Annotated in this window: 21 protein-coding genes and 1 pseudogene; 5 read left to right on the top strand and 17 right to left on the bottom strand. The window is 43.2% G+C overall.

The annotated features are described in order from the left end of the window. Nucleotide 1 precedes the first annotated feature (1 nt). From NHH16_RS08785 to NHH16_RS08845, 13 genes are all read right to left on the bottom strand, one after another. Complete coding sequence (locus NHH16_RS08785; RefSeq protein ID WP_262069225.1) at nt 2-316, bottom strand: multidrug transporter; 315 nt, start codon at nt 314-316, stop codon at nt 2-4. Nucleotides 317-483: 167 nt separating this feature from the next. Beyond that, on the bottom strand, nt 484-2,232 hold the full coding sequence (ade, locus tag NHH16_RS08790) for an adenine deaminase (RefSeq protein ID WP_262069226.1): 1,749 nt from the start codon (nt 2,230-2,232) through the stop codon (nt 484-486). A gap of 111 nt (nt 2,233-2,343) precedes the next feature. Continuing rightward, complete coding sequence (locus NHH16_RS08795) at nt 2,344-3,780, bottom strand: GntP family permease (protein WP_262069227.1); 1,437 nt, start codon at nt 3,778-3,780, stop codon at nt 2,344-2,346. Between the two features lie 10 nt (nt 3,781-3,790). Further along, complete coding sequence (locus NHH16_RS08800) at nt 3,791-4,663, bottom strand: sugar phosphate isomerase/epimerase family protein (protein WP_262069228.1); 873 nt, start codon at nt 4,661-4,663, stop codon at nt 3,791-3,793. Nucleotides 4,664-4,679: 16 nt separating this feature from the next. Next, entirely contained in the window at nt 4,680-5,762 is a 1,083-nt protein-coding gene (locus NHH16_RS08805) for a Gfo/Idh/MocA family protein (RefSeq protein WP_262069229.1), read from the bottom strand. Nucleotides 5,763-5,991: 229 nt separating this feature from the next. Beyond that, nucleotides 5,992-6,690 (bottom strand): FadR/GntR family transcriptional regulator, encoded by a 699-nt coding sequence (locus tag NHH16_RS08810; protein WP_262069230.1) that lies wholly within the window; start codon nt 6,688-6,690, stop codon nt 5,992-5,994. Continuing rightward, nucleotides 6,662-7,780, bottom strand: coding sequence for a DUF1624 domain-containing protein (locus NHH16_RS08815; RefSeq protein ID WP_262069231.1), 1,119 nt, complete (start codon nt 7,778-7,780; stop codon nt 6,662-6,664). The genes NHH16_RS08810 and NHH16_RS08815 overlap by 29 nt, the downstream gene beginning before the upstream one ends. After that, nucleotides 7,773-9,065 carry a GNAT family N-acetyltransferase gene (locus NHH16_RS08820; RefSeq protein ID WP_262069232.1) on the bottom strand — a complete coding sequence of 431 codons (1,293 nt, stop codon included), beginning with the start codon at nt 9,063-9,065 and terminating at the stop codon, nt 7,773-7,775. Before NHH16_RS08820 ends, NHH16_RS08815 begins: the two co-directional genes overlap by 8 nt. A gap of 160 nt (nt 9,066-9,225) precedes the next feature. Next, nucleotides 9,226-10,239, bottom strand: coding sequence for a LacI family DNA-binding transcriptional regulator (locus tag NHH16_RS08825; RefSeq protein WP_262069233.1), 1,014 nt, complete (start codon nt 10,237-10,239; stop codon nt 9,226-9,228). 115 nt (nt 10,240-10,354) lie between these two features. Continuing rightward, a complete protein-coding gene (locus NHH16_RS08830; protein WP_262069234.1) occupies nt 10,355-10,984 on the bottom strand; it encodes an SGNH/GDSL hydrolase family protein in 630 nt (209 codons plus the stop codon). An 11-nt stretch (nt 10,985-10,995) separates the two neighbouring features. Beyond that, nucleotides 10,996-11,931: an ABC transporter permease gene (locus tag NHH16_RS08835; RefSeq protein WP_262069235.1), complete on the bottom strand. Its 936-nt coding sequence runs from the start codon at nt 11,929-11,931 to the stop codon at nt 10,996-10,998. After that, the gene (locus NHH16_RS08840) at nt 11,932-13,428 is read right to left on the bottom strand and encodes a sugar ABC transporter ATP-binding protein (RefSeq protein ID WP_262069236.1); all 1,497 of its coding nucleotides are present in this window, start codon (nt 13,426-13,428) and stop codon (nt 11,932-11,934) included. Nucleotides 13,429-13,444: 16 nt separating this feature from the next. Continuing rightward, on the bottom strand, nt 13,445-14,419 hold the full coding sequence (locus tag NHH16_RS08845; protein WP_262069237.1) for a sugar ABC transporter substrate-binding protein: 975 nt from the start codon (nt 14,417-14,419) through the stop codon (nt 13,445-13,447). A gap of 360 nt (nt 14,420-14,779) precedes the next feature. On the opposite strand from NHH16_RS08845, the gene NHH16_RS08850 reads away from it, so the two are divergent. Then, a complete protein-coding gene (locus NHH16_RS08850; RefSeq protein WP_262069238.1) occupies nt 14,780-15,295 on the top strand; it encodes a helix-turn-helix domain-containing protein in 516 nt (171 codons plus the stop codon). Between the two features lie 48 nt (nt 15,296-15,343). On the opposite strand, the gene NHH16_RS08855 is transcribed toward NHH16_RS08850, so the two are convergent. The 3 genes and pseudogenes from NHH16_RS08855 to NHH16_RS08865 all read right to left on the bottom strand — a co-directional run bounded on the left by NHH16_RS08855 (nt 15,344) and on the right by NHH16_RS08865 (nt 18,333). Beyond that, nucleotides 15,344-16,144: an SDR family NAD(P)-dependent oxidoreductase gene (locus tag NHH16_RS08855; protein ID WP_262069239.1), complete on the bottom strand. Its 801-nt coding sequence runs from the start codon at nt 16,142-16,144 to the stop codon at nt 15,344-15,346. 93 nt (nt 16,145-16,237) lie between these two features. Further along, a pseudogene (locus NHH16_RS08860) lies at nt 16,238-17,563 on the bottom strand (four-carbon acid sugar kinase family protein); the annotation flags it as partial. A 41-nt stretch (nt 17,564-17,604) separates the two neighbouring features. Then, nucleotides 17,605-18,333, bottom strand: coding sequence for a 3-keto-5-aminohexanoate cleavage protein (locus NHH16_RS08865; RefSeq protein WP_262069240.1), 729 nt, complete (start codon nt 18,331-18,333; stop codon nt 17,605-17,607). A gap of 106 nt (nt 18,334-18,439) precedes the next feature. Here NHH16_RS08865 and NHH16_RS08870 point away from each other — a divergent pair, with 106 nt between their 5' ends. Both NHH16_RS08870 and NHH16_RS08875 read left to right on the top strand, forming a co-directional pair. After that, complete coding sequence (locus NHH16_RS08870) at nt 18,440-19,879, top strand: glycoside hydrolase family 127 protein (RefSeq protein ID WP_262069241.1); 1,440 nt, start codon at nt 18,440-18,442, stop codon at nt 19,877-19,879. Between the two features lie 58 nt (nt 19,880-19,937). Continuing rightward, nucleotides 19,938-20,324 (top strand): beta-L-arabinofuranosidase domain-containing protein, encoded by a 387-nt coding sequence (locus tag NHH16_RS08875; RefSeq protein ID WP_262069242.1) that lies wholly within the window; start codon nt 19,938-19,940, stop codon nt 20,322-20,324. 71 nt (nt 20,325-20,395) lie between these two features. Here NHH16_RS08875 and uxaC read toward each other — a convergent pair whose 3' ends face one another. Beyond that, nucleotides 20,396-21,799: a glucuronate isomerase gene (gene uxaC, locus NHH16_RS08880; protein ID WP_262069243.1), complete on the bottom strand. Its 1,404-nt coding sequence runs from the start codon at nt 21,797-21,799 to the stop codon at nt 20,396-20,398. A 239-nt stretch (nt 21,800-22,038) separates the two neighbouring features. On the opposite strand from uxaC, the gene NHH16_RS08885 reads away from it, so the two are divergent. After that, on the top strand, nt 22,039-23,028 hold the full coding sequence (locus NHH16_RS08885; RefSeq protein WP_262069244.1) for a LacI family DNA-binding transcriptional regulator: 990 nt from the start codon (nt 22,039-22,041) through the stop codon (nt 23,026-23,028). Between the two features lie 96 nt (nt 23,029-23,124). Next, nucleotides 23,125-24,606, top strand: a complete 1,482-nt coding sequence (locus tag NHH16_RS08890) for a UxaA family hydrolase (protein WP_262069245.1) — start codon at nt 23,125-23,127, stop codon at nt 24,604-24,606. Nucleotides 24,607-24,612: the final 6 nt, after the last annotated feature.

Genomic DNA, 24,612 nt, shown 5'->3' on the forward strand with positions numbered 1-24,612 from the left:
TCTACCTTTCCAGAAAAAATTGAACCATATCGGTGAAATCCTCACTAAATCCTTCTAAATCATCGACAGATATCGCCTTATCTCTAATAAGCGCAACCACATCAAAAACCATATTATGCTTATTTAGCTCTATGAGCACTCCTGGGTGCTTCTTATCCTTTTTAACTCGCTTTTCTAGCTCCCAAAACTTGTCAGAGGACTTTCCTTCTCCTTGGAGAATCCGAATATATTCCTCATTCAGCTTCTCCATATATCCCTCTTGCCAGCCTGCAATTCTTTGTCTGAATAATTTCCAATCTCTTTTTGAAACTTCCATAGTCGTCTCCTATATTATACACTTCACCAATATTTTATCCCTTTCAAAAGATAATCAAAAGATATATTCCCTTTAGAATCGCTATAAACACATGCTTTTCCGTAGGTTTTTGTTTTCTACTTTCAAAATTCGAAAGATAATCAAAAGATAGGGTTCCAAAACTACTCCTATATAAAAGGGCTCTTAAGCATCCTATCTTCCTTTACCAAATACGTGCCTCTCGGGGTAATCCTAATCTCCGGAATCACAGGAAGGGCCATAAAGGAAAGGGTAATAAATGGCTCCATTCCCTCTGGTATCCCCATTGCATGAGCCTTCGGAATCATTCTCTCAAGATGCTTATCCACCATCTTGTAGCCTTCATCGCTCATTAAACCCATAATCGGTAGCGGTAGCGTCTCGTATACTTTACCGTCGCAGACGATGGTATACCCGCCACCTGTGCGCATCAGCTCCTCCACCGCTAACATCATGTCGCTATCGTTATCGCCGGCGACGATAATATTATGCGAATCATGAGATACGCTAGAAGCAATAGCACCACCACGAATACCAAATCCTTTGACAATTCCTACACCAACCATTCCCGTATGCTTATGCCGCTCCACCACCGCAATCTTTTGGTAGACATCATCTGGAGAAAAGACTTTCTTTCCGTCCTGCATAGCATAAGGGACCTCTTCTAGGGAGTCTTCAGTAATAATCTGTCCCTCGAACATCTGGATAACATGGGCCCTTGTTTCTTCGTGGTCAAGTACTAATTTATCTGCAGTAAAGTCACAAATTCTAATTGTATTTTTTAGTTCCGGATCATAGCTTTTTATCGCTTTATCTTCTTGGTCACTCACTACCTTCCCCTTAAAGTAAACGGAGTGAACCTGCATCTCTTCTAAGTCATCAAGAACGACAAAGTCCGCCTGATACCCAGGAGCAATTGCTCCTAGGTGCTTAAGTCCGTAACACCTGGCAGCCTGAATGGTGGCCATTTGCAGGGCTTTTTGAATCGGCAGTCCTAGCTCCACTGCCCGTTTTACATTGTAATTAATATGGCCTTCTTTATGGATTTCTTCAATATGCTTATCATCTGTACAGAAGCAAAAGCCAGAAGTATCCGTCTGGTTTTCCACAATTCCGGTGACGATCGCCTCAAGATTCCTCGCGGCACTGCCTTCCCGAATCAAGACATACATGCCGCTGCGACACTCTTTCATCGCGTATTCGTAGACAACGCACTCGTGATCTGTGGTAATTCCCGCGAAAGTATACGCTGCCAGATCCTTATCCGAAAGGAAGGGTGCGTGGCCATCCTTCACTTTGTCTCTAAAAAGCTCTAACTTCTTCGTCATCTCCGAATCCCCGGTAATAACGGCAGTCGCATCCATCACTTCTCCCAGTCCTAATATCCGGGGGTTATCAAGATAGTGCGCCATTTTATCGGCAGAGAGATGAGCCCCATTATCATCTACATGAGTCGACGGAACACACGACGGCATCATCACATAGACATTGGCCTGGGCGTCTTCCGTTTCTTCTAGAATATAATCGATACCCTTAGTCCCAGAGACATTGGCCGATTCATGAGGATCCACAATAAAGGTGGTCGTCCCCTTCTTCGTCGCCTGGGCTACCAGTTCACTAGGCGTTACCAGCGTCGACTCTACATGCAAGTGACTATCAATTAGCCCTGGCACTAGCCATTTCCCTGCGAGATCGATTTCCTCTTCGCCAACATATTCGCCCACACCTAGGAAAACACCACCAGCAATCGCCACATCCCCTTCGACAAACTCACCGGTATGGGACATAAAAACCTTGGCATTTTTCAGTACCAAATCCGCTTTTATCAGTCCCCTAGCCTTCTTTAAACCTTCCTGATAATTATCTACTGTCACCTTCTTCACCTCTGCTTTATACATCCTATACTTTTCACATACTCATATTCTATCACAAAAACAAGTAAAACCGATATAGCAAAAGGGTCACCGAAATCGGTGACCCTTTTGCTATGCTTTTTTTCTTTATTATTTTTAATGAACAAGCCCTACCATTGTTAGACCTGCTAGACAGATAAATGCTACAATTCCGCCTAAAGCGTTGGTAGTCGTAAAGTACTTAAGACCTTGCTTGGTATTGAAGCCATATAAAGATGTGAAAATCCAGAATCCACTGTTATTTACATGCCAGCCCACCATGGAACCGGCGCCAATAGCAAGAGTAGCAACCACTGGACTCAGCCCTAAGACAGGTACCAACTCTACCATTAAAGCAGCAGCTGTCATAGACGCAGTTGTCATCGAACCACAGACGGTCATTAAAATAGCCGCCAATAAAAATGGTACTATGATAGATGGGAAATTCATACCCGCAACAGTATTACCGATTTCAATAATCGCTTCATTCTCGCGTAAGATACCGCCCATTGCACCACCCATTGCGGTGATGAGCAAAGCGCCAATAGCAATTTTAAGTGCACGGCTAACCCAGTTTCCAAAGACAATCTCGCTCCAGCTACTACTTTTGTTCAACTCATTCGTACCTGTTGCTTCATTCGCCTTCATAATGACCTTGTCTTTACGTTTAAATACTAGGAATCCTAGGACGAGAATCCCACAGAACAACGCAAGAACGGTGTCGCCAATCGTGGTAAAGAAGTTAAATGCCATACTACCCTCGGCAACCATTAATTTACCAATGGAACCGATGGCAATCATAACTGCTGGAAGTAAAAGTGGTAAAAATGACATAAACGCCTTCGGCGCATTGTCTTCTTTAATCAGTAATTTTTCAACAGAAGCACTGTCATCAACCGTCTCGATTCCTTCCGTATAATCAGCTAATGGCTCGATGTATTCACCCTTTGCATACAACGGTGCTAAGCCAAAATAACAAACCGCAAATGCCACAATACTACATACAAGGCCCCATACTAGTACCGTTCCGATATCCGCTTGTAACATAACTGCTACCGCTAGCACCCCTGGTGTTGGTGGTACCAATCCGTGAGTAAGGGTAAGACCAAGATTAACAAAAGGAGCTATCTGGGTCATACTCATGTTTTTACGTTTCGCTAAGATAGCTGAAATCGGCGCATTCAAGATAATCGCAATATCGCCAAAAACAGGAATACTCATAATAAATCCCGTTAATGACGGCGCCAATTCCAAACGCTTTCCTTTGAAAAGACGAATAAAAAAGTTAACAATACTTGTCGCGGCTCCAGTATCTGCAATTCCCGAAGCAATAACCGCCCCAAAAATAATCATCACCCCGATGCTACCAAGGGTAGAACCGAAATATTCTTTAATGGAACCAAATGTTGCGACTAACGACTTGCCGGATACAATTCCGATAAAAACAGCCGTTATAAATAACGTCATTACTGGATGCATTTTAAATTTCAACGTTAAGACCGTCAAAATAACAATCGCTGCAACCAGCATAATTATAAATGATGTAGGTGACATACCATTCCTCCTATATACAACCATTTCTTTGTAATACTTCTCTGGTTGTTTCATATGCTTTATGAATTACCCATTCCCGGTTCTGACACCAGTAATCTGGGTTAAAGGTTTCCACTGAAACCATACCGTCGTAGCCAATCGCTTTTAGTGTTTGTAGAAAATCATCAACATCAACAACACCGCCATCAGCAAAACAACGTTTATCCTGTCCTCGTTCTGCGGCAGGCACATTAAGACCGCTCATCAAATGAACGGCAAATATCTTCTCCGCCTGAACCTGTCTTAATGCAGAAAATTCATTCGTTCCCTGATACAAATATAAATTGTACGAATCAAATACAAACCCGACATTTTCCATCGCCACTGCACGAATAATCGCATCTGCTTCTGCTACCGTCCGAACGCTACTTCGTTCAAACCCCACCAGTTCAAAACAAAGTTTAATATTATATTTTTTTGCTATAGTACCCAAGCGGCTTAAAATCCGGACGCAATTTTCTTTTGTCTCTTCAACATTTCCGATAAAGGGGCCGCCCTTAGGCTCTCTTTGTAGTGGGGGCACAATGATATACTCCTTACTACCTATTGCTTCCCCAATTTGACATCCAAAAGTAAATTCTGCCAAAAGTTCCTTACAGCGTTCTGGCTCGTCCTGATCGCTTAAAAATTCCGGGTATAGATAAAGAGCATTGATTGCGTGTGGTTTTAGTCGACTATTCGCAAAAAAGTCTGCTAACTCGCTGACTGTGTGATGCTGCAGATACTCTTTTAGCATATCCATGCGGATTTCGATGTAATCAAATCCCTCTTTTTCACACAGTTCTAAATCGCTTTTAAGATTCGAGCACCCCATCGCTGTGGCTTCGTTATAAGAAATCTTCACTTAGTTCATCCTTTCCTTACTTAATGGGAAATTTGATGACACTATTCGTCTTTGTCGCTCGGTAAATACCTGTAAATATTTCCACCGTCTTCCGCCCCTCCTCAGCATCTACTAAGGGTCGTTTTCCGTTCAAGATAGCATCAAGAAAATCCTTAACTTGTTCCTGATGGTAATAGTACATTGAATCAACGCTGTTGAAAAATTCGGTGTCTGCGGTTTTCCATTTCTCTAGCTCCTGTTCTTCTCCCGCAACTGTCCAGAGATCGTTATAAGGAGCCTCGGTAATGGTAGACATTCCAGCTACAAACATCGCTCCACCATCTGTCTGAACGCCGATGCCAGCGCCATTTTCCCCAAAAACGTGAACCTTCCCATACAGTGCTGGGTTCTGACTATTAGATACGACAATGTTACCGATACCACCATTTTTAAACTTAATAACTGCTGCTGCCGTATCTTCCACTTCGATATAAGGATGATTTAGATTCTTGCATACTCCATAGATTTCCTCCACTTCTCCCATATACCATTGCAACAAATCAATCTGATGAGGTGCTTGATTCACCAAAACTCCACCACCTTCACCATCCCAAGTGCCGCGCCAAGGATCGCTTTCGTAATACTCCTGATCACGCCAGCCAAGCATGGTTACCATCCCCAGTACTGGCTTTCCAATCTTCCCTGCTTCAATCGCTTCATGAATACGCATGCATGGACGATAAAAACGGCGTTGTACCATCGTTCCTATCGTCACGCGATTACGTTTGCCTGCTTCAATAATCCGGTCACAATCCTCAAGGCTTGTCGCTAATGGCTTCTCAATTAAAACATGACAGCCACAATCAGCAGCAATTACTGCTGAATCCGCATGAAGAGGATGTGGCGTACAGATACTCACCACATCTAATTTGCATTCCTTAATCATGGTTTCAACATCTACATAAGCCTTAACCCCATAGCGACTAGCAAAGACCTCTGTCTTTTCTAAGTCACGACCACATACGGCTATAAAGTCGCTATTTTCAAGCTTTGCAAACGCTTTGGCGTGAAAATCCCCAACTTTCCCACAGCCAACAATTCCTGTTCTCAATTGCTTCATTCATTATTTTCCTCTCTATTAAATGTGTGACGTCCTACGTTTTTTAATTATACTCCCTCTCATTTTCACGTCAACTCATCAGATGTGTTTCTACTTTTTGAATAAAATCAGTTATAAAATTTTAGTGATATTTTATACTTTTCAGCCTTATATCCTCTTCTTATCACTTATTCTAGCTTCAAACCATAAAAAAAGGAGAAAGACATCTGACGTCTTTCTCCTTTTCAAATTACTTTTCTTTCTCTAATAACTTTATCATATTTCGATTAAACGTCATGTGCATCATCATCGCTGTCTTGGCCCCAACAGGGTCTCGTTCTTTGATTGCCTCCACGACATTACGATGCGTCATTATCGTTTCATCAATTAATTTCTTATGCGTTACATTGACAAACATCAACACTGCCGTATCGATAATAGGGATCAATTGTTCCACCACTTTATTCTTCGAGCACTCGGCAATATATGCATGAAACTGAATATCCTCTTGAATATAAGGTTCATCATTCTTAATCTTTTTCTCTACCAAATCACATAATTTCTCTAAAGTAATTATTTCCTCTTTTGTCGCATTCAATGCCGCAAGTCCAGCAATCCCTGGCTCTAACATAATACGAACATCAACTAAATCAAGGGCTAAGGAAATCTTATCCTCTATTCCCCCCAAACCCAAAGGATCCTCAAGCGGCCTTGAATTGTCAGCTACATAAGTCCCTGATCCTCGTCTAATCTCCAGCATCCCCTTAGAAACCAGCGACTTTACGGCTTCTCTCACTGTACTCCGACCAGCTCCAAACATTTCCCCTAGTTTAAACTCATTCGGTAGTTTCCCCCCTACCGGAATGGGCTCCGAAAAAATGTAACTGACTATTCGCTCTTCAACCTCTTGAGCGAGTAATCTATTTTTTATATTTGAAAAATCTGCCATCTCTCCGACTCCTCCCATATGCCAACACCACACTCAGCACGGTAATAATACAAACTAGTGCCATCACACTTCCTACGGTAGGAGCTATATACTCTGCCAGAATCGTACAAGTCCACGTAATGAGAATCCACTGAGCAATGTAGATATCATTCACCTTGCTACTGATAAATTCTGCCAACTTTTTCCCTTTCCCCTTAACCACAGGCGAAATGAAGTAAAATAGGCTATATACTAGCGCGCATATGGGGAGGATCCACGTGGCCCGCAGAAGACCTTGGGCGTAGTAGCCATGCCCCAAAAAGATCTCGGTAAGGTCATAGCGAAGGGCTTGTAGCACCCCTGTATACGCGATAAAAACACCTGCCGCGGCTATTAGTATGCGCTGATAAAAACGCTTTTTATCCGTTACCCGCAACAGCATATGGCCAAAAAAGTAGCCGATGGCCGGATAGATAAACCAAGAAAACAAGGGAAAGGTCGTGTACTGGTTCTGAAAGAATACTAGTCCCAGCACCCCTGCGCCTAGCACCGAGTCCGCTGCCACCGGCGGCATCAGGGTGGCAATCACTTCCATCACCACGCTTACTAGCAAGATCTGCCAAGGCTTCATCTTTAGAAGCTTAAGTAAGGCCAGAAACAAGAAGGCCATTCCGGCAAAATGGAGAATGTCAAGCACTAGCATCCCCTGAACAACATAGAATAGCGAAGAATCGCTTTTCGTAATGGTATAAATAACTAAATACAGAAGTCCGCCACGCCAGAAATTCAAGTGATATCCCTGCCTAATCAAGATTTTTCCCCGACTGGCATATGACAGAGCATCTTGTTTTCTCGCATAGGCCATGCCGACACCCATAGCGGTCATAAAAAGGGGTGCCGAAAGCGGTCCCCCGCAAAATTCAATGATAAGCGTTAGCCACATAGGCACTGTTTTCCCCACATCATCGATAGTAAAGGAAAACTCAAACACATGCACTAGCACCATCGTGAGAATCGCTAGTACCTTTACCAAATCCACTTCTAGTTGACGGGAAGTATTTACATTGTCTTTTGAAAATAGACTAGCATCAAAAAATGGTGTCTTAATCACGCTGTTCTCCTCCATTACCCCTGGTTTTCTCCAAGTATACGAACTCTAGTTTCGGCGAAATCACTTTCGTCTTAAACCTTACGTATCCCAGTCCTTCATATAATTTTATATTTTTTTCGCTCAACGTACCAGTAAAAAGTTCACAGCGAAGCTTCGGATACACGCTTTCTATCTCTCGCAACAAGCGGCTACCGATGCCCTTTCTTTGCCAATCCGGATGGACCATCAGCTTACCAATATAGAGAGTGCCGGCTTTCACATAGCCACGGACCGAGCCCACAATTTGCCCCTGGTTATTTACGGCTTTTAGGAAAATGCCGTTTGCGTATTCAGCCTCTACCTCTGCTAACGTTTGCTTAAGCGGCGGAATGTCATCACTACCAACTAACCTGGCTTCACTTTCGTACGCCAAGTACTGTAGCTTTAAGATCGCATCTAAATCCTCTTCCCGCGCCTGGCAGATATCGATATCGTCAAATTCCATCACTAGCCCACTCCTTAACTGCTGCACCATCTCGCCTAACTCATCTTGTAACCATGTGAAAGGGTTCTTTCCTGTGCAGTGTCCGGTGTAGATGTACTTAATTCCTGTCTCCTTAATCGCTCGCGCTAAGCGGCGCACCTCGTCCTCTGGCTTATTATACAAGTGAAAGCCACCTATATAGGCAACTACTTTTTTATCTGGATACGCTGCGGATACTTCGCGAATACTATTGATTACGCCGCCGTGAGAACAGCTATTAAAGATAACTAGACCCTCGGTCGTATCAAAGACAATACTTTGCTCGTGGCAAAAATCATCTGGTGCCCAGCCAGTTGCTAGCTTTAGATACATCCCTTCTCGCTTGCCGATACTCTCCAAACCTTCTGTTCGGTGGGAAACAAGGCTAGCCCCCTCACAAATCGGATAGTTACCCGAGGCGTATTTTATTCGCTTCCTATAAGTGGAAAGTACACCTTTTGGTAAACCGATGTACTTGCGAAAAATCCATTTTCTGGCATAGCAATTCTCCTCGCAACCGTCCTGAAGATAAAAGGTCGCTTTCTTATTCATCTCCAAAAAAGTACCAATTCCATTACCGTGATCGTAATGGGCGTGAGACAAGACGCCGATATCCACATCTTCGATTGATAGATTTAATGCTTTTGCATTTTGGACAAATAAGGGGGACGCACCTGTATCCAAAAGAATTTTCTTACCGCGGTATTCAATATAAATGCATAAGCCCCACTCCCCTTTAAGGCCTTCGGCACTGATGTTATCAACAACTACTGTCGCTTTCATAAAGCCAATCCACACTCCCTCCAAAATCTCATATCTTTAAGTAAGAATACCATATATGGTATGATAACTCTAGACACGGCCTGTCTCATCTGAGAAACTTGAAAACGAAGAAACTATAAAAGGACCACCATCTAGGTAGCCCTTTTGTGGTTTTCTTTTATCAAATTGTTGTATCGCGAACTATTAATTCGCCAGTAAAAACCATCTTCTCAACCTGCCGCTCAGATCCTTCTAGTTGATCAATAATAATTTCCGCGGCTTTACATCCCATTTCTCTTGTAGGTTGAGCAATTGTTGTTAGAGCCGGGTGCGATATCTCTCCTAATTCAATATTATCAAAACCGACTATACTAATCTCCTCTGGAATTTTAATACCATTTGCTATTAGTTGAGTAGAACAACCAATTGCCAACAAATCTATATCTGTCATAATTGCACTCGGTTTACGTTGTAGCGATAAAAAATACTCTCCTGCTTTCTTCCCAGCTTTCATGTAATTTGATTTTGCCTCTTCAGTGCATTCATAGATGTACTCCTTCTTATACTTCAACCTACACTCCTTAAGCCCTTGGAGAAATCCTTGATAGCGATATTTTGTAGCCTGTATACTCTTATTGTTTTTTACATATCCAATTTCTTTAATGCCCTTCTTTGTCAAGTAATGAACGGCTTCTCTACTGCTATTATAACCATCCGTATAGACACAATTCAGATTTGAATTTCTTCCCAATAATTCATCCATCACAACAACCGGTGTTTCTTGAGATAACTTTTCCAAAAAATTAATCGTGCTCTTACTAGCATTATATGTATTATATATAATACCATCTACATTTCTTTCTAAAAGTTTATTAATATACTCCTTTTCAGATGTCGCATTTCCTGTATTACATACAACAACTACATAGCCCTTCTTAAAGGCCATATCTTCAACACCATTAAACATTTCACCGTAAAACATGTTTGTATATTCTGGTACTAACAGCGCTATAGTTTTTGTCTTTCCTGTTCTTATGCCTTTTGCAAAAAAACTGGGAGCATAATTTAATTTTTTTATTGCTGCTTGTACTTTAACCCGAGTATCATCCTTAACACTAGGATCATTATTCACAACTCGCGATACTGTAGATTTAGAAACATTAGCTTCTTTTGCAACATCAAATATTGTTATCATACTGTCCCTCACATTCATATTCGGGAATGTTCCCTAACGTAATCTTATCTAAATTGAGGTGTTTTTGCAACTAGCATTTAACGTTACTAAATATATCTACTTCTTTCGACATAAACTATAATATCTCTCTGATTTTTTTGGCTACTAATTCGGCCATTTGCCGATGTCCCCTAGCACTATAATGGACTCCATCTTCTTTACTGATCTCTACTTTATCACTTACATCAAGAAACTCAACTTCTTTTGATTTTGCAATAGCCTTAAAATAATCAACGAGCTTTTTACTTCTTTCTTCTGAGTTTTCAAAAATAAGATTCATCACTTCATTATCAACGTCTTTCATCGGCACAGGAGCTACTAATAAAACTTTGGGACTCTTTTCATCAACCCCTGCATTTGTAGCGCTAATCGAATCTAGTAAATTCCCCATACTCAAGGCAACATCATAACTCGTTAATGAAAAGCGTCTTTTTAAATCATTCGTTCCTAATATAACTATCACTAAATCCAACGGTTTGTGACTATCCAAACACGGAAGTAAGTATTTTTTTCCATTTTTATTTCCTTCAATAGGATCATCCCAGATAGTTGTACGTCCTCCTAGCCCCTCTTCAATTACATAATGCTCTCCCCCCAATAGCTGTTGCAAAACTCCCGTCCATCTTATATCCCTGGGATATCTATTTTTTAAATCTGGCATTAACCCATACGTATTGGAATCTCCATAACATAGAATTGATTTCATAAATAAGCCCCCTAAGCCTTTTTATTTGATAATGTATCAAAAGCAACCGCTAATATAAGCACAATGCCCTTTACAACTTGTTGATAATATTCGCCAATATTCATAATTGTTAAGCCATTGCTCAAAACGCCAATTATAACCGCTCCAATAAAGGCCTCAATAATTTTACCTTTACCGCCGTTAATACTTACACCACCAATAACCGCTGCTGTAACGGTATCCATTTCCATTCCCGTACCTGATGCTGGTGCTCCTGAGCTAATACGTGCCATTAGGATAATGCCTGCAACGCCAGCTAAAAAGGCACTTATTGTATATAATGCCACTTCAATTTTCTTAACTGCAACGCCACCAAGCCTTGCTGCCTCTTCATTGCCACCAATTGCATATAAATATCTGCCTACATAAGATCTGTTTAGCATGAAATTGGCAAAAAATACGATTACAATCATTACTATTACTGGAACTGGAACAACACCTACATACCCCTGTCCTAAATAAATAACCTCATCTGGAATATCGTATATCGGATAACCATTAGAAATGATATATGCTAATCCTCTTATTACCGTCATCATTCCTAGCGTTATGACAATTGAAGGAACCTTTAATTTGACAATTAATATACCTGTTATCGTACCAACTAATGCGGCAATTAATAACGTCAATAAGATACTTAATACTGGACTAATACCAGCCTCTGTAATTAACTTTGCACACACTACTCCTGAAAGACCAAGCATTGATCCTACTGACAAATCCATTCCGCCAGATATAATTACAAACGTCATTCCTACCACTAAAATGCTAAGCACTGACACTTGTCTTAGTATATTTATCCCATTCTTAACTGCTAAGAAAGAATCCGTCATCACAGAGAAAAATACAACAACTAAAACTAAGAGTATCAAAGTGCTAAACTTTCTTAAAATCTCCTTTTTCCTCATCTACTTTATCTCCTCTTTATATCCAGATGCCAGCTTTAGAATGTATTCTTGTGACATTTCTTCTTTTGAAACTTCTCCAGTAATTTTACCCTCATGCATCACTACAATGCGATCCGACATTCCCATTAATTCGGGCATTTCTGACGAAATCATAATTATGGCCATTCCTTGTGACACCAACTCATTCATCAAAGCATAAATTTCCTGTTTTGCGCCGACATCAATTCCTCTTGTTGGTTCGTCAAATATTATGATATTTGATTTACTTGCTAGCGATTTTGCCAGAACAACCTTCTGCTGATTTCCTCCGGAAAGATTTTTCACCTTCTGATTTATATCTGGTGTTTTTATTTTCAGAGTGTCTATATATTTTACAGCTAAATTTCTATCCTTTTTCCTATCTATTATCGTCCCTCTTGATATGTCTGCAACCGAAATAAAAGAGATATTGTCCTTTATACTCATTTCTAAAAGTGCACCTTGGTGCTTTCTATCCTCGGGAATCAAAGCAATCCCATTACGAATCCCCGTTTTAGGTTTATCAATTTTCACTTCCCTATTATCAACAAAAATTCGACCTGCGCTTATTGGATCCGCCCCAAATATCGCTCTTACCGTCTCTGTTCGTCCAGCTCCCACTAGACCTGCAAAACCCAAGATTTCTCCTTCGTGTAAAGTAAAGCTAATATTCCTTAGCAACTCTTTCGTACATAATCCTTCTACTCGCAGAGCCTCACTTCCAACAGTCTTTTCGACTGTTGGAAATTGCTCATTCAGAGTCCTGCCTACCATCAGACTAATCAAATCTTCTCGACTCGTCTGCTCAATTTTCTTGGTATCCACATATTTGCCATCTCGTAAAACAGATACTTTCTGCGATATTTCAAATATTTCTTCCATTCGGTGAGAGATATAGATGATTGCAATCCCTTGCTCCTTTAAGCGAGCCACAATTCTAAACAATGCTTCTGTCTCACGGTTTGTTAGTGGCGCTGTTGGCTCGTCCATAATGAGTACCTTCACATCGTTGGTAAGTGTTTTTGCAATCTCCACTAATTGTTGATAGGCAATCGTCAATTCTTTTACTGGCCTTCTAACATCTATGTCTATTCCAAACTCATCGATTATCTTTTGTGCTTTACTAACCATCTCGTTTCTGTTAAGAAGTGCCCCCTTATTAACCTTTTTTCCTAAATATATATTTTCGGCAACGGATAGTTCTGGTACTAGATTGAACTCTTGATAGATAACGCCTATGCCTAATTTTTGTGACAAAATCGGATTCATTTTGGAATAGACAACCTCTTCAAAAAATATTTCTCCACAATCTGGTTCGATTGCCCCAGATATAATTTTAATCAGGGTTGATTTACCTGCGCCATTTTCTCCCATCAATGCATGAACCTCTCCTGGATAAATCTTCAAACTAACATCCGCAAGAGCCTTTACACCAGGATATGTTTTTGAGACATTCACCAACCGTAATACAGCGTTCATACTTTTTCCTTCTTTCCTATTTGTAATCAGAAATATTATCGGGTGTTACCGCTACCAAATTCTGACTATAATCTTTCTCATAATCTTCACCGTTTATAATTGCCTGACAAACTTCAACCAACTGTTTTCCAGTCGCTTTAGGATTTTGATCCACTGTAAATTGATATATCGTACCCTCACTAATCTTATTGAGCGCTTCATCTGTTGCATCCACCCCGGCAATTATATATTTGTCTGGGTCTGTCATTTGATTGGCTTTAAAGGCTTCATATGCACCGAGCGCTGCACCATCACTCACACCACAAACCATTCTTATATTCGGATTTGCCTGTAAGAAGTTTTCTGTGTTCGTCATGCCTTCTGTTTGGTCTGCTGCCGTAGCATCAGCAACAAATTCTACATTGGGTGCATATTCTTTAATTCCCTCCATAATCCCATTTTTTCTCTGAATTACAGATTCTAAAAGATCATAGTTGAGAGTTGCCGCTTCAATTTTCTCATCTGTTCCCCACTTCTGCGCAATCCATTTTCCTACTGCCTCACCTTGGGTATAACCTAATTGATATTCATCGGCACCTACATAAGCATCATATCCCTCAACTTTAGAGGTCAAGCAAACCACTGCAATTCCCGCCTCTTTCGCTTCTTTTATGGCAACCTCAACAGCCTTCGGATCTACCGCACAAATAATAATTCCGTCTACTTTAGCCGAAATAAAATTTTCAATGGCTGCCACTTGAGTTTCTGAAGAGTTATCTGCGTCGTTAACAAGCAATTCGCCACCACTTGCTTTTAAAGTTTCTTCTGCCGATGCAACCAAATCAATAAAAAATTGCCCCGACATAGTAAGTACCGAAATTCCTATTTTAGTACCCCCATCCGTTTTTGACTCTTCGCTTTCTGAACCATTTGACTGTTTACCACCACATCCTGTTAATAGGGACATCAACATCACACCACACATTAGTAAAGCTAGTACTTTCTTTCTCATACATCTTCTCCTTTTCGTTTTGTTTTTTGGGAACATTCCCAACTTGGATTAAATTTTTTTGGGAACATTCCCATTTCTTGAAATCAGAATATAATACTTCTCTTATTTTGTCAATTAAACAAAGTAAATTTGTGATTTTTATACCAAAAAAAGTCAGCGGAATTGGTACTCTTTTCCAAATCCATCACACTCTAATTTTGTCAAAATAACCTCTAGCTCAAAATGAATTATCATTCCATATATGGTATGATAACTCTAGACACGGCCTGTCTCATCCGCGAAAAAAACTAATGCTCGCTCTGTGTCCTGTTTCTTTTTCCCTAATCGGGATAATCTAGTATTGCAAGGAGGTACAAACATATGAATCAGCAAAAAATCGGAGGCTTCTTAAAAGAACTCCGAAGCGAAAAGGCACTTACCCAAGAACAACTCGCCGAGCATCTTAATGTCTCGAGGCGAACGGTTTCTCGTTGGGAAACTGGAAGTAACCTGCCTGACCTAAGTGTCTTAGTGGAATTGGCTGATTATTACGAAGTCGACTTAAGGCAACTACTAGACGGAGAAAGGAAGCGTGAGAAAATGAATAAAGAATTAGAAGAGACGGTACATAAAGTAGCCGACTACAGCAATGCACAGGAACAAAAACTAAAAAGACGAATCAATCGGGTGTTTCTTTTGGGAGTCCTAGCGTTTATTCTCTATATTGCAATGCTATTTCTAGAGATCACTGATAAATCGCCAACATATGAGGCCATTTCAAGCTTTGCCTTAGGACTATCCTTTGGCACAATGTTAGTGGGCGTTCTTATGACAAGTAGATTTTCTGCGAGAATTCAAGAAACAAAAATGAAGCTTTTTCAGAAAAGGAATAGATAGAAAAGGGGGCTGTTGTGCGACAGTCCCCTTAAACATGCAAATCAAATATTACGGTCTAAGTCCCAGACCACCTTCTAAGGTTAGGGTTTCTCCAGTCATATACTTAAAGTCAGGAGAAGCAAGCTGAACACACACTCTCCCAATTTCTTGTTCCGCATCCCCTAGATGCCCGCAAGGCGGTGTATGTACGTTTGCCTCGTAAGCCTCTGGATAGGCCTTTTGAAACTGCTCTAGCTGCGCTGTCCATGCCAGTGGGCATACCACATTTACATTGATGCCGTCCTTCGCCCACTCGGTCGCTGCCACCCTTGAAAGACCGCGAATGCCTTCTTTGGCGGCGGCATAGGAACACTGTCCGTAATTACCGAAAAGGCCAGCGCCAGAAGCAAAGTTGATAACAGAACCTTTGGACTTCACCAGATGTGGATAGCAGGCCTTCATGTAGTAAAAGGCTGCATATAGTCCTGAATACATAGCCAGATTGAAGTTATCCGTGGTATGCTCGGCAATCGATACTCCCGATGCTGACGCCTGGGCATTGTTTATTAGCACGTCAATACTGCCAAACTCGGCGATCGTCTTATCGATTACCCCTTGAACGACAGCCTCGTTATCCGCTCCTGCATTTACGTCCGCCTGAACGATTAGAACCTTAATACCGTATAAGCGCTCTAACTCTTCCTTAGCTTCTTCAAGCTTTTTTTCGTTGCGACCGGTGATAACTAGGTTAGCACCTTCCTTAGCATAAGCGGTGGCGATACCATAACCGATGGAGCCACAGCGTCCGTCGCTTAATACTGCGCGACCAGCCCCTGTAATTATTGCTGTTTTACCTTGTAAAAATCCCATTTTCTCAGAACCTCCTGTCTTTTTTTTGCCGTATCAGTTACCTTGGTAATACTGTCATTTTAATATATCTAGGTTCTAATCACAATATGATTTTCAACTATCTAACAGCGTCTCTACCGCTTCTCTTAGGGTGCTATCTTCGCCCACATTTCCTGGGAAGATAACGTAAGGAATTCCTGGAAAACGGCTTTCTGCTCCCGTCTGCCACACCGGTATGCCTGGGCGAATCTGCCCTAGTACCCGCGCCTTTTTAACACCCAAAGCCTTCGTGCCGATATCACTAGAAGTAATGCCGCCTTTAGCGATAATAAACGCTGGGGCGACAATTAAGTTTTCCACAAAGGATTGGACGGCACCGGATATCTTGACCGAGCGCTGCAGAGCAGCTTCCTTCGTATCACCACTTAGTTAGAGAACCTTTCGTTTGGTATATACGACAGCGGTGCGGCCGTCTTTAATACAGGTATCTAGCTGCTTTTGTACCCGACTAGTCTCTAGTTGAAAGGCTTCTTCCTCTAATACCGTATCGGAATCGAACTGAACAAACGTAAGCCCTGGCACTTCCTTTAGCTGCTCTAACTGGGCCGTAGTCTTCGCCGTATGGGAGCCGACGACGATAATCCCGCCATTTTCACTCGCTGATGATACCATCTCTACCCTCGTTAATAGCGGGCGGGCGGTGATGTTGCCGATTACTTTCACGAAGCTAGCTGCCGTGCGATACAAATACCGTTTTCCGTATCCTAGAGCCTTATATAGGGCCTTCATAAAGACTTCTAAGTGCTCATAACTAGCGGCGTTGACCACGATTTTGTTAAAATCATGCACCTGCATGAGTTGACCAGTAATCTTTTCCACGTTACCTGCTCGTAAATCCTCAAGGTCAATCACACACACATCCTTAGCTAAGTATTTACCCTCTGTCTTTTCTTCAATATAATTTGTCAAATTCGAGGACCGATACCCAAAGGTACGATCTTTTGCAAATTCCGTTTCCCCGGCAGGAATTAGCTCTTCGCCGCTCTTCACGTAATGAATATTATCGATGGTAAAGCGACCGCCCTCGGCAAAAAAAGGACAGATAACCTCGCCGTCAACTAGCCTACCTAAGCCCTCAAGTCCGGCACGCAAAATCTCCGTTTCCAGAGGATAATGACCGCGCAGAGTGGAGTCCCCGCGGCTCACAATGAGAAAATCTTGTCCGCTTTCTTCTGCCACTTCGATAATTCGCCTGATAATTTGCTGATGACACTTCGTTGTCTGCTCTTTCGTAAAGCTCCGAGAATTCGTCAGAATATAAAACATTGATTGCTCCTCGGCAAAGCCTGCAGCGATACTTTCCTTCTCCCAATCCGTATAGACCGAGACGTCATGAACCGTCTGGATGCCTGTGGGGTCGTCATCAAGTACAATTATTTTACCTTTCCATTGTTCCGCCATTCCCTCGTCTCCTTTTCCTTTCAGACACCAAGATGAAAGCTTGCTCGCGCCTGGGTTGGTGTCATTACTTCTTTATCCATTGCTCTGATTAGAGCGGCCGTCTTCTCCACTAAGGGTACATTTTGAGAGACCGTCTGGGTCGGGGTTAAGTAAGCGCTATCTTCAAAGCCAACCCGAACCGTACTGGCTCCTAAGCCTAGGGCTGCCCCGATAATACCAAAGTCCTGACGGTAAGCATGGGTAATGCCCCAAAGGGCTCCCGCTGGTAAAAACTGGCACATAGCCATCAAAGCTTCCGGAGTCGCCGGTGCAGCACCTGAATGACCTAAGACAATGGTATAAAGGAGGGGCTCTGTCACGGCGAATTCCTTCTGTAAGCTTAGGGTGGTCAGCGGTGCACCAGCCTCATAAGCAAACAAGTCTGGCAAATCATTGGAAGCTGCTAAGGTAGCAATCCTCTGAGTTAAGTTGTCAGCCGATACCATTTCATATTCCCATTCAAAATTAGGATTGACATTCTGCTTGTAATCTTCACAGATTTTATTTAGTAAAATACCGTTATCATTATCTTCTGCCCAGATAGAAAGAATCTTAACCTTCTTTTCTAGTTGTGGGTCTTCTCCGGAATAGTCTGCGTCCTTCCACTCAGTCTTCGCTTCTGCCTTCGTATCCTCTTTTTGGCCACAGCCAGCTAACATGGTCACTCCCATAGCTGCTGCTAGTAATGCCGCAACAATTCTTCTTTTCATACATTCCTCCTAATAATCTTTTTAGTTTGTTTTTCTCATCCCAGGATTTTTCTTGTTTTCATCATATCACTCTGACCGATTTATGACAGTTCACTTTTTTTAGGTTATGTCCAACTTTTTATTCCGCTGCAAATTCGGCATATATTTTCCAGACACTTTCATAAAAAAATCCCCCTACGCGGCGGTTCATTCTCTACCTTGGAACGCCGTCACTTGGACGGATGGCTTTTGGGCCGACGCCGAAAAGATTAATACCCTTTCTACGGTGCCCCACTTACAAAAGATGTTTGAAGCCAAAGACATCAGCCACGTAGTGGAGAACTTTCGCATCTGCGCTGGAGAGTCTACCGGTGGCTTTGACGGTACCGTCTTTGGCGACGGCGATTTCTATAAATGGCTAGAAGCGGCCCTTTATAGCGCCGCGAAGACTGGCAATACCCAGCTACTAGCACAAATCGATAACTACATCGACCTAATCGGCAAAGCCCAGCTAAGGGATGGGTATATCTCCACTAAACAAATTATCGGCGAACGACAAGCAGACGGCATTTCCCGCTTAGGAGACATCAATGATTTTGAAGTCTATAACTTTGGCCATCTATTTACTGCCAGCTGCCTCCACAAGCGGATTACCGGCAAGGACAATTTCCTCGCGATTGCTGAAAAAGCGGCCGGTTACCTAGAAACCCTATATCACGATAGCGAGAAAAACGGGGATGCCCAGACTGCCGTTTGTCCTTCTCACTACATGGGACTCTTAGAGCTATATCGTACCACCGGCAAAGAAAAATACCGAGACTTAGCTAAGCTTGCCATCGCCCTTCGGGACAACGTAAAAGATGGCCTTGATGATAACCAAGACCGCCTCCCTTTAAAAGAACACGAAAAAATTATCGGTCACGCCGTGCGCGCCAACTATTTGTACGCCGGAGTCGCTGACCTTTGTCTCGAAGAGGATAACGCCGAGTATCGTCAGGTGCTTCACTCCGTCTGGCGCAACCTAACCCAGCAAAAGATGTATATCACCGGTGGCTGCGGCGCTCTCTATAACGGAGCCTCTCCTTATGGCAACTTCTTTGTCCACCAGCTGGTCCATCAAGCTTACGGTTATGAGTACCAGTTGCCAAACATTACCGCCTACAACGAAACGTGCGCCTCGGTAGGCTCGGTTATGTGGGCTTACCGGATGTTCCAGTTAGAACCGAAAGCCCAGTATTTCGACATTATTGAAAAAACGATGCTAAATACGAATATGGCTGCTGTCAGCTTAGACGGCAAACGTTTTTTTTACGAAAATATGCTCCGGCGAGAAAAGGAGCTGCCCTACGAACTAATTTGGCCACTAACAAGGAGCGAATATATCCTCAGCTACTGCTGCCCACCAAACATCGCCCGGGCCATCGCCCAGTCTTCAGAATACGCTTACACCGTTAGCGATAACGCCCTCTGGCTAGGTATGTACGGGGCCAATAAAGCGAGAATCGAACTACCAAATGGCGCCCACTTTGACTTAGAGCAGAAGACAAACTATCCCTACGACGACTAGGGCTTTAACCCGCCGCGACCGTCAGTCTTATATAACCCTTCCCCTTACCGGTGACTGTGTGGTTTCAATCTCCTTTGACATGACACCGCGATATATGATTTCCCATCCGCTAGCCGAAGAGAATACCAACCAGGCTGCCGTTACTCGCGGACCCCTGGTCTACTGTCTAGAGGGGATCGACAATAACCAAGGGAATCTACATCCGCTCTTCTTTGACCCAAAGGCTTCCTTTACCGCTACCCCTACCGAAATCGGGGGACGGCAGATGGTGGCTCTCACCACTACGGGCTATCAGTCCTTACAAGAAGACTATGACCAAGACGCCTTATATCAGCCCCTTGAAGACTGTCACTTTACCAAAACTAAGCTCGCCCTAATCCCCTATTTCGCCTGGGACAACCGGGAATACGGGGAGTTGAAAGTCTGGGTGCCAATTAGATATTAACGATCTTTTGAAAATAGCCAGAACGCTAAAGGACTTCCTCCCTTCATCGTTCTGGCTATTGTTTTCGCTATTTATTTAAACCCAAAGTATTTAAGCGCATTGTCATAAGAAATATCTCTCACGATTCCATCAAGAACCTTTCTATCTGCCGGGTACTCGCCATCCTCTACCCAAGTGCCGATAAGATTACAGAGAATTCTCCGGAAATACTCGTGTCTGGTATAAGAAAGAAAGCTTCTAGAGTCCGTCAGCATGCCGATAAAGTTAGAAAGTAACCCTAGGTTTGCCAAAGATACCAGCTGATCGGTCATCCCTTTTTTATGATCGTTAAACCACCACGCAGAGCCGTGCTGAATCTTGCCCACGGTCTTCTCATCCTGGAAGCAGCCGATAATCGTATCTATCACTTCGTTGTCGCTAGGATTCAAGCTATAGATAATCGTCTTTGGTAGCTCATCCGTCATATTCAAACCATTCAGGAAGTTCGCCATCTCCGCTGACGGTGCGTAGTTATTGATACAGTCAAAGCCTGTATCTGGACCTAGCTTATTAAAGAACAACGTATTATTATCCCGCTTGCAGCCGTAGTGCAGTTGCATGACCCAGTTTCTTTCGTGGTACTCTCGCCCCACAAACGTCATAAAGGCCGTTTTAAACTGAAGCTCCTCCTCTTTTGAGAGCGGTGCGTCCTTCATTCTTTTGGCAAATATCTCCTCGATCTCGGCTTCTGTATAAGAAGCGCACATCACGTACTCAAGAGCGTGGTCGGAAGCCTTACAGCCTCTAGCATCGAAGTAATCCATGCGATTTATAAGCGCCGCTTTTAGATCTGCAAAAGAAGTGATCGTAAGCCCAGTAGCCTCTCCTAACGTCTCTAGGTATTCTTTATAACTAGGCTTTTCAATATTCATCGCTTTGTCTGGTCGCCACGCCGGTAGGACTTTTACCGTAAAATCAGGGTCTTCTGCTAGCATCTGATGCCAGTGTAAATCGTCCGCCGGATCATCGGTTGTACAGATATGGGTAACGTGAGAATTTCTAATAATATTGCGAACGCTCATGTCATCTTCACTAAGCTTTTGATTGCAGAGCTCCCATACTTCCTTTGCCGTTTCTTTATTTAAGACTCCGTGGTAGTCGAAGTACCGCTGTAATTCTAGATGACTCCAGTGATACAAAGGGTTGCCAATGGCCTTTTCTAGAGTTTCGGCCCACTTTTCAAACTTTTCGAAATCGCTAGCGTCCCCAGTAATATATCTTTCATCGACTCCGTTAGAGCGCATTTGCCGCCATTTGTAATGATCGCCGTAAAGCCACACCTGGGTGATATTGGCAAACTTCTTATCTTCGGCAATCTCTTTCGGATTAATATGGCAGTGATAATCGAGAATCGGCGCCTTCTCGGCTACCTGATGATAGAGCATTTTTGCCATTTCGTTATTTAAGAGAAAATCTTTATCCATAAACTGTTTCATGATTTATAATCCTTTCTTTTAGAGTTAAAATTTACGTAAAATTGTAACCGCTTACAATTTTGATTCTAATTCTTTCCCTTTATTATGTCAATAAGCTTTTGGTTTTTAGGTATTTTCCACCTATTTTGGGATAAAAAACTTGTTTGTTTTTTACAAAAAAAGTAAGCTCTTACAATATCTATTGCATTTCTTAGGTATTCGCCTTACAATATAGCTATATTAGCGAAAGGCGACGAATTATGAACATATACGATATCGCGGAAAAGAGCGGCGTATCCATTGCGACGATCTCCCGAGTCTTAAACGGCGGAAAGAACGTCAGCCAAAAAACCTACGATAAGGTCATGGCGATTATTGAAGAAGAAGGATACACTCCCAATATCTTCGCTAGAGGCCTGGGCCTAGATACCATGCAAACCATCGGTATTCTCGTAACCGATGCTAAGGATACCTATTATGCCCGGATGATTTCCTATCTATCCGAAGGTCTCCATAGCCTAGGCTTCAACGTCCTTTTAAGCAGCACTGGCTACGATTTAAAAAGCAAGAAAAGAGAAATGGAACTCCTTATTAGCAAGCGAGTAGACGCCATCTTTCTCGCTGGTTCTTCGCAGCAAGAACTAAAAGGAAATACCCATATTAAAGAAGCGGCAAAGACCATCCCCATTATTATGGTAAATGGTTACATCGATGCTCCCGGCATTATCAACGTCTCCAGCAACGACCGCGCCGGCATCTATGACTGTATAAGGAAGCTATCCGCTTCAGGCTATCAAAAGCCTCTTTACTTCTATAACCATGCCACCTACAGTGGCGCCGAGAAAATCGCCGGCTTCGAAGCGGCGGCGAAGGAACTAGGACTGGCGAAAGTGAAGGAACGGATTATCCAGCTTCCTGACACCCTAACCGGCATGCAAGCACGAGTCGAGCAGGTGATCGCATCAGGCCTGGACTTTGATGCCGTGGTGGCTTCCGAGGATCTCCTAGCGGTAGCTGCTAGTAAGGCCCTCGCGGGACGTAAGCTAGACTTACCCGTCGTCGGTTTTAATAACTCGATTCTCGCTGAGGTCTCCTCACCCACCCTTACCAGTATCGACAATATGCTGGAATCTCTCTGTAAGATGGCGGTGGAGCTCTTTCATGAAAGAAGCTTAGGAAAAGACACCAGCTCTCGGGTAACCATTGACTGCAAGCTGGCCGTACGGGAATCATTTCGCCCGGAAGAATAACGGTTTTACTTTATATTGGCCTACGGGCCAATATATTTTGCCACTATTGTAAGCGCTTACATTTTATAAATATTCACACACGAAAGGAACCTTTTTATGAACGATGCAATCAAAATCCACCCGCTGGATAACGTAGCGGTGGCCTTAGCCCCGCTAAGCGCCCAGCAAGTAGTCACCCCAGACGACGCGGGGATCCTCTTGCCACAGGATATCGCTAGAGGGCACAAGTTTGCTCTTAGCCCCATTAAAAAAGGGGAGCCCATTATCAAGTACGGCAATCCCATCGGCTATGCCACTGCCGACATCGCCGCCGGCGAGTGGGCTCATATCCACAATCTAAAAACTGGCCTCGGAGACGTCCTTACCTACACCTATAGCCCTAATCAAGAAACCCTAGCATCCGTTAAGGAAGCTTACTTCTCTGGCTTTAACCGGGGAAATGGTAAGGTCGGTATCCGCAACGAAATTTGGATTATCCCCACCGTTGGCTGTGTCAATAACGTCGCTGGCGCCACCGCCAAAAAGGCCCAGGCCCTGCTCACTGAAGGCATTGACGACATTATCGCTTTTGCCCATCCCTACGGTTGTTCTCAGATGGGAGAAGACCAGGAAAACACCAGACGCATTTTAGCTGATTTAGTGAATCATCCCAATGCCGCTGGCGTGCTCGTGTTAGGTCTTGGCTGCGAAAATAGCGGAGTCGATGTTCTAAAAGAATATATCGGTGACTACGATGAGCGCCGGGTCAAATTTATCGTCGCTCAAGAATCTGAGGATGAGATTGCCGATTCCTTAGCGCAAATCGAGGAATTAATCGCCTATGCTAAGACCTTTAAGCGTGAGCCAATCAGCGCCAGCAAGCTAGTAATCGGTCTTAAGTGCGGTGGCTCTGACGGCTTATCAGGAATCACTGCTAACCCCGCGGTAGGCGCTTTCTCCGACTTATTAATCGCCGGGGGCGGAAGCACGATTCTCACCGAAGTGCCGGAGATGTTCGGCGCGGAAACGCTTCTGATGAACCGAGCCCGGGACCGAGAGACTTTTGATAAAATCGTTGCCCTAATTAATGACTTCAAAGAGTATTTTAAAAGCCATAATCAGACCATTTACGAGAACCCCTCCCCTGGTAATAAAGCCGGTGGTATCTCTACCTTGGAGGATAAGTCTCTTGGTTGCACCCAGAAGTCTGGTTCGGCCATAGTAAGCGGCGTGCTAGCCTACGGCGAACCTCTTAAAGAGCCTGGCCTTAACCTCCTTAGCGCTCCTGGCAACGACCTGGTCGCGGCAACGGCACTGGCCGCTTCCGGAGCCCATATAGTGCTCTTTACTACCGGCCGTGGCACCCCTTTTGCCTCACCGGTACCCACGGTAAAAATATCCACAAATTCAAGCCTCTATCAGCAGAAAGCTGGTTGGATCGACTTTAACTGTGGTGTCCTAGTAGAAGGCACCCCCATGAGCGAGTTAAAGCAGCAACTATTTGATTACGTAATCCGGGTCGCTAGCGGCGAAAAGGTTAAATCGGAACTCGCAGGATATCACGACATGGCCATCTTTAAAGAAGGCGTCACCCTCTAAAGGAGA

Origin of the sequence: Ohessyouella blattaphilus (genome assembly GCF_024721265.1) — a bacterium.
GTDB classification, from domain to species: Bacteria; Bacillota; Clostridia; order Lachnospirales; family Lachnospiraceae; genus Aequitasia; species Aequitasia blattaphilus_A.

Coding starts and splice junctions, on each gene's coding strand:
- NHH16_RS08785 (WP_262069225.1), bottom strand. CDS start 316: ATGGAAGTTTCAAAAAGAGATTGGAAATTATTCAGACAAAGAATTGCA.
- ade (WP_262069226.1), bottom strand. CDS start 2,232: ATGTATAAAGCAGAGGTGAAGAAGGTGACAGTAGATAATTATCAGGAA.
- NHH16_RS08795 (WP_262069227.1), bottom strand. CDS start 3,780: ATGTCACCTACATCATTTATAATTATGCTGGTTGCAGCGATTGTTATT.
- NHH16_RS08805 (WP_262069229.1), bottom strand. CDS start 5,762: ATGAAGCAATTGAGAACAGGAATTGTTGGCTGTGGGAAAGTTGGGGAT.
- NHH16_RS08810 (WP_262069230.1), bottom strand. CDS start 6,690: ATGGCAGATTTTTCAAATATAAAAAATAGATTACTCGCTCAAGAGGTT.
- NHH16_RS08820 (WP_262069232.1), bottom strand. CDS start 9,065: ATGAAAGCGACAGTAGTTGTTGATAACATCAGTGCCGAAGGCCTTAAA.
- NHH16_RS08825 (WP_262069233.1), bottom strand. CDS start 10,239: ATGATAACAATATTTGATGTTGCAAAAGAAGCTAATGTTTCTAAATCT.
- NHH16_RS08830 (WP_262069234.1), bottom strand. CDS start 10,984: ATGAAATCAATTCTATGTTATGGAGATTCCAATACGTATGGGTTAATG.
- NHH16_RS08835 (WP_262069235.1), bottom strand. CDS start 11,931: ATGAGGAAAAAGGAGATTTTAAGAAAGTTTAGCACTTTGATACTCTTA.
- NHH16_RS08840 (WP_262069236.1), bottom strand. CDS start 13,428: ATGAACGCTGTATTACGGTTGGTGAATGTCTCAAAAACATATCCTGGT.
- NHH16_RS08845 (WP_262069237.1), bottom strand. CDS start 14,419: ATGAGAAAGAAAGTACTAGCTTTACTAATGTGTGGTGTGATGTTGATG.
- NHH16_RS08850 (WP_262069238.1), top strand. CDS start 14,780: ATGAATCAGCAAAAAATCGGAGGCTTCTTAAAAGAACTCCGAAGCGAA.
- NHH16_RS08855 (WP_262069239.1), bottom strand. CDS start 16,144: ATGGGATTTTTACAAGGTAAAACAGCAATAATTACAGGGGCTGGTCGC.
- NHH16_RS08865 (WP_262069240.1), bottom strand. CDS start 18,333: ATGAAAAGAAGAATTGTTGCGGCATTACTAGCAGCAGCTATGGGAGTG.
- NHH16_RS08870 (WP_262069241.1), top strand. CDS start 18,440: ATGTCCAACTTTTTATTCCGCTGCAAATTCGGCATATATTTTCCAGAC.
- uxaC (WP_262069243.1), bottom strand. CDS start 21,799: ATGAAACAGTTTATGGATAAAGATTTTCTCTTAAATAACGAAATGGCA.
- NHH16_RS08885 (WP_262069244.1), top strand. CDS start 22,039: ATGAACATATACGATATCGCGGAAAAGAGCGGCGTATCCATTGCGACG.
- NHH16_RS08890 (WP_262069245.1), top strand. CDS start 23,125: ATGAACGATGCAATCAAAATCCACCCGCTGGATAACGTAGCGGTGGCC.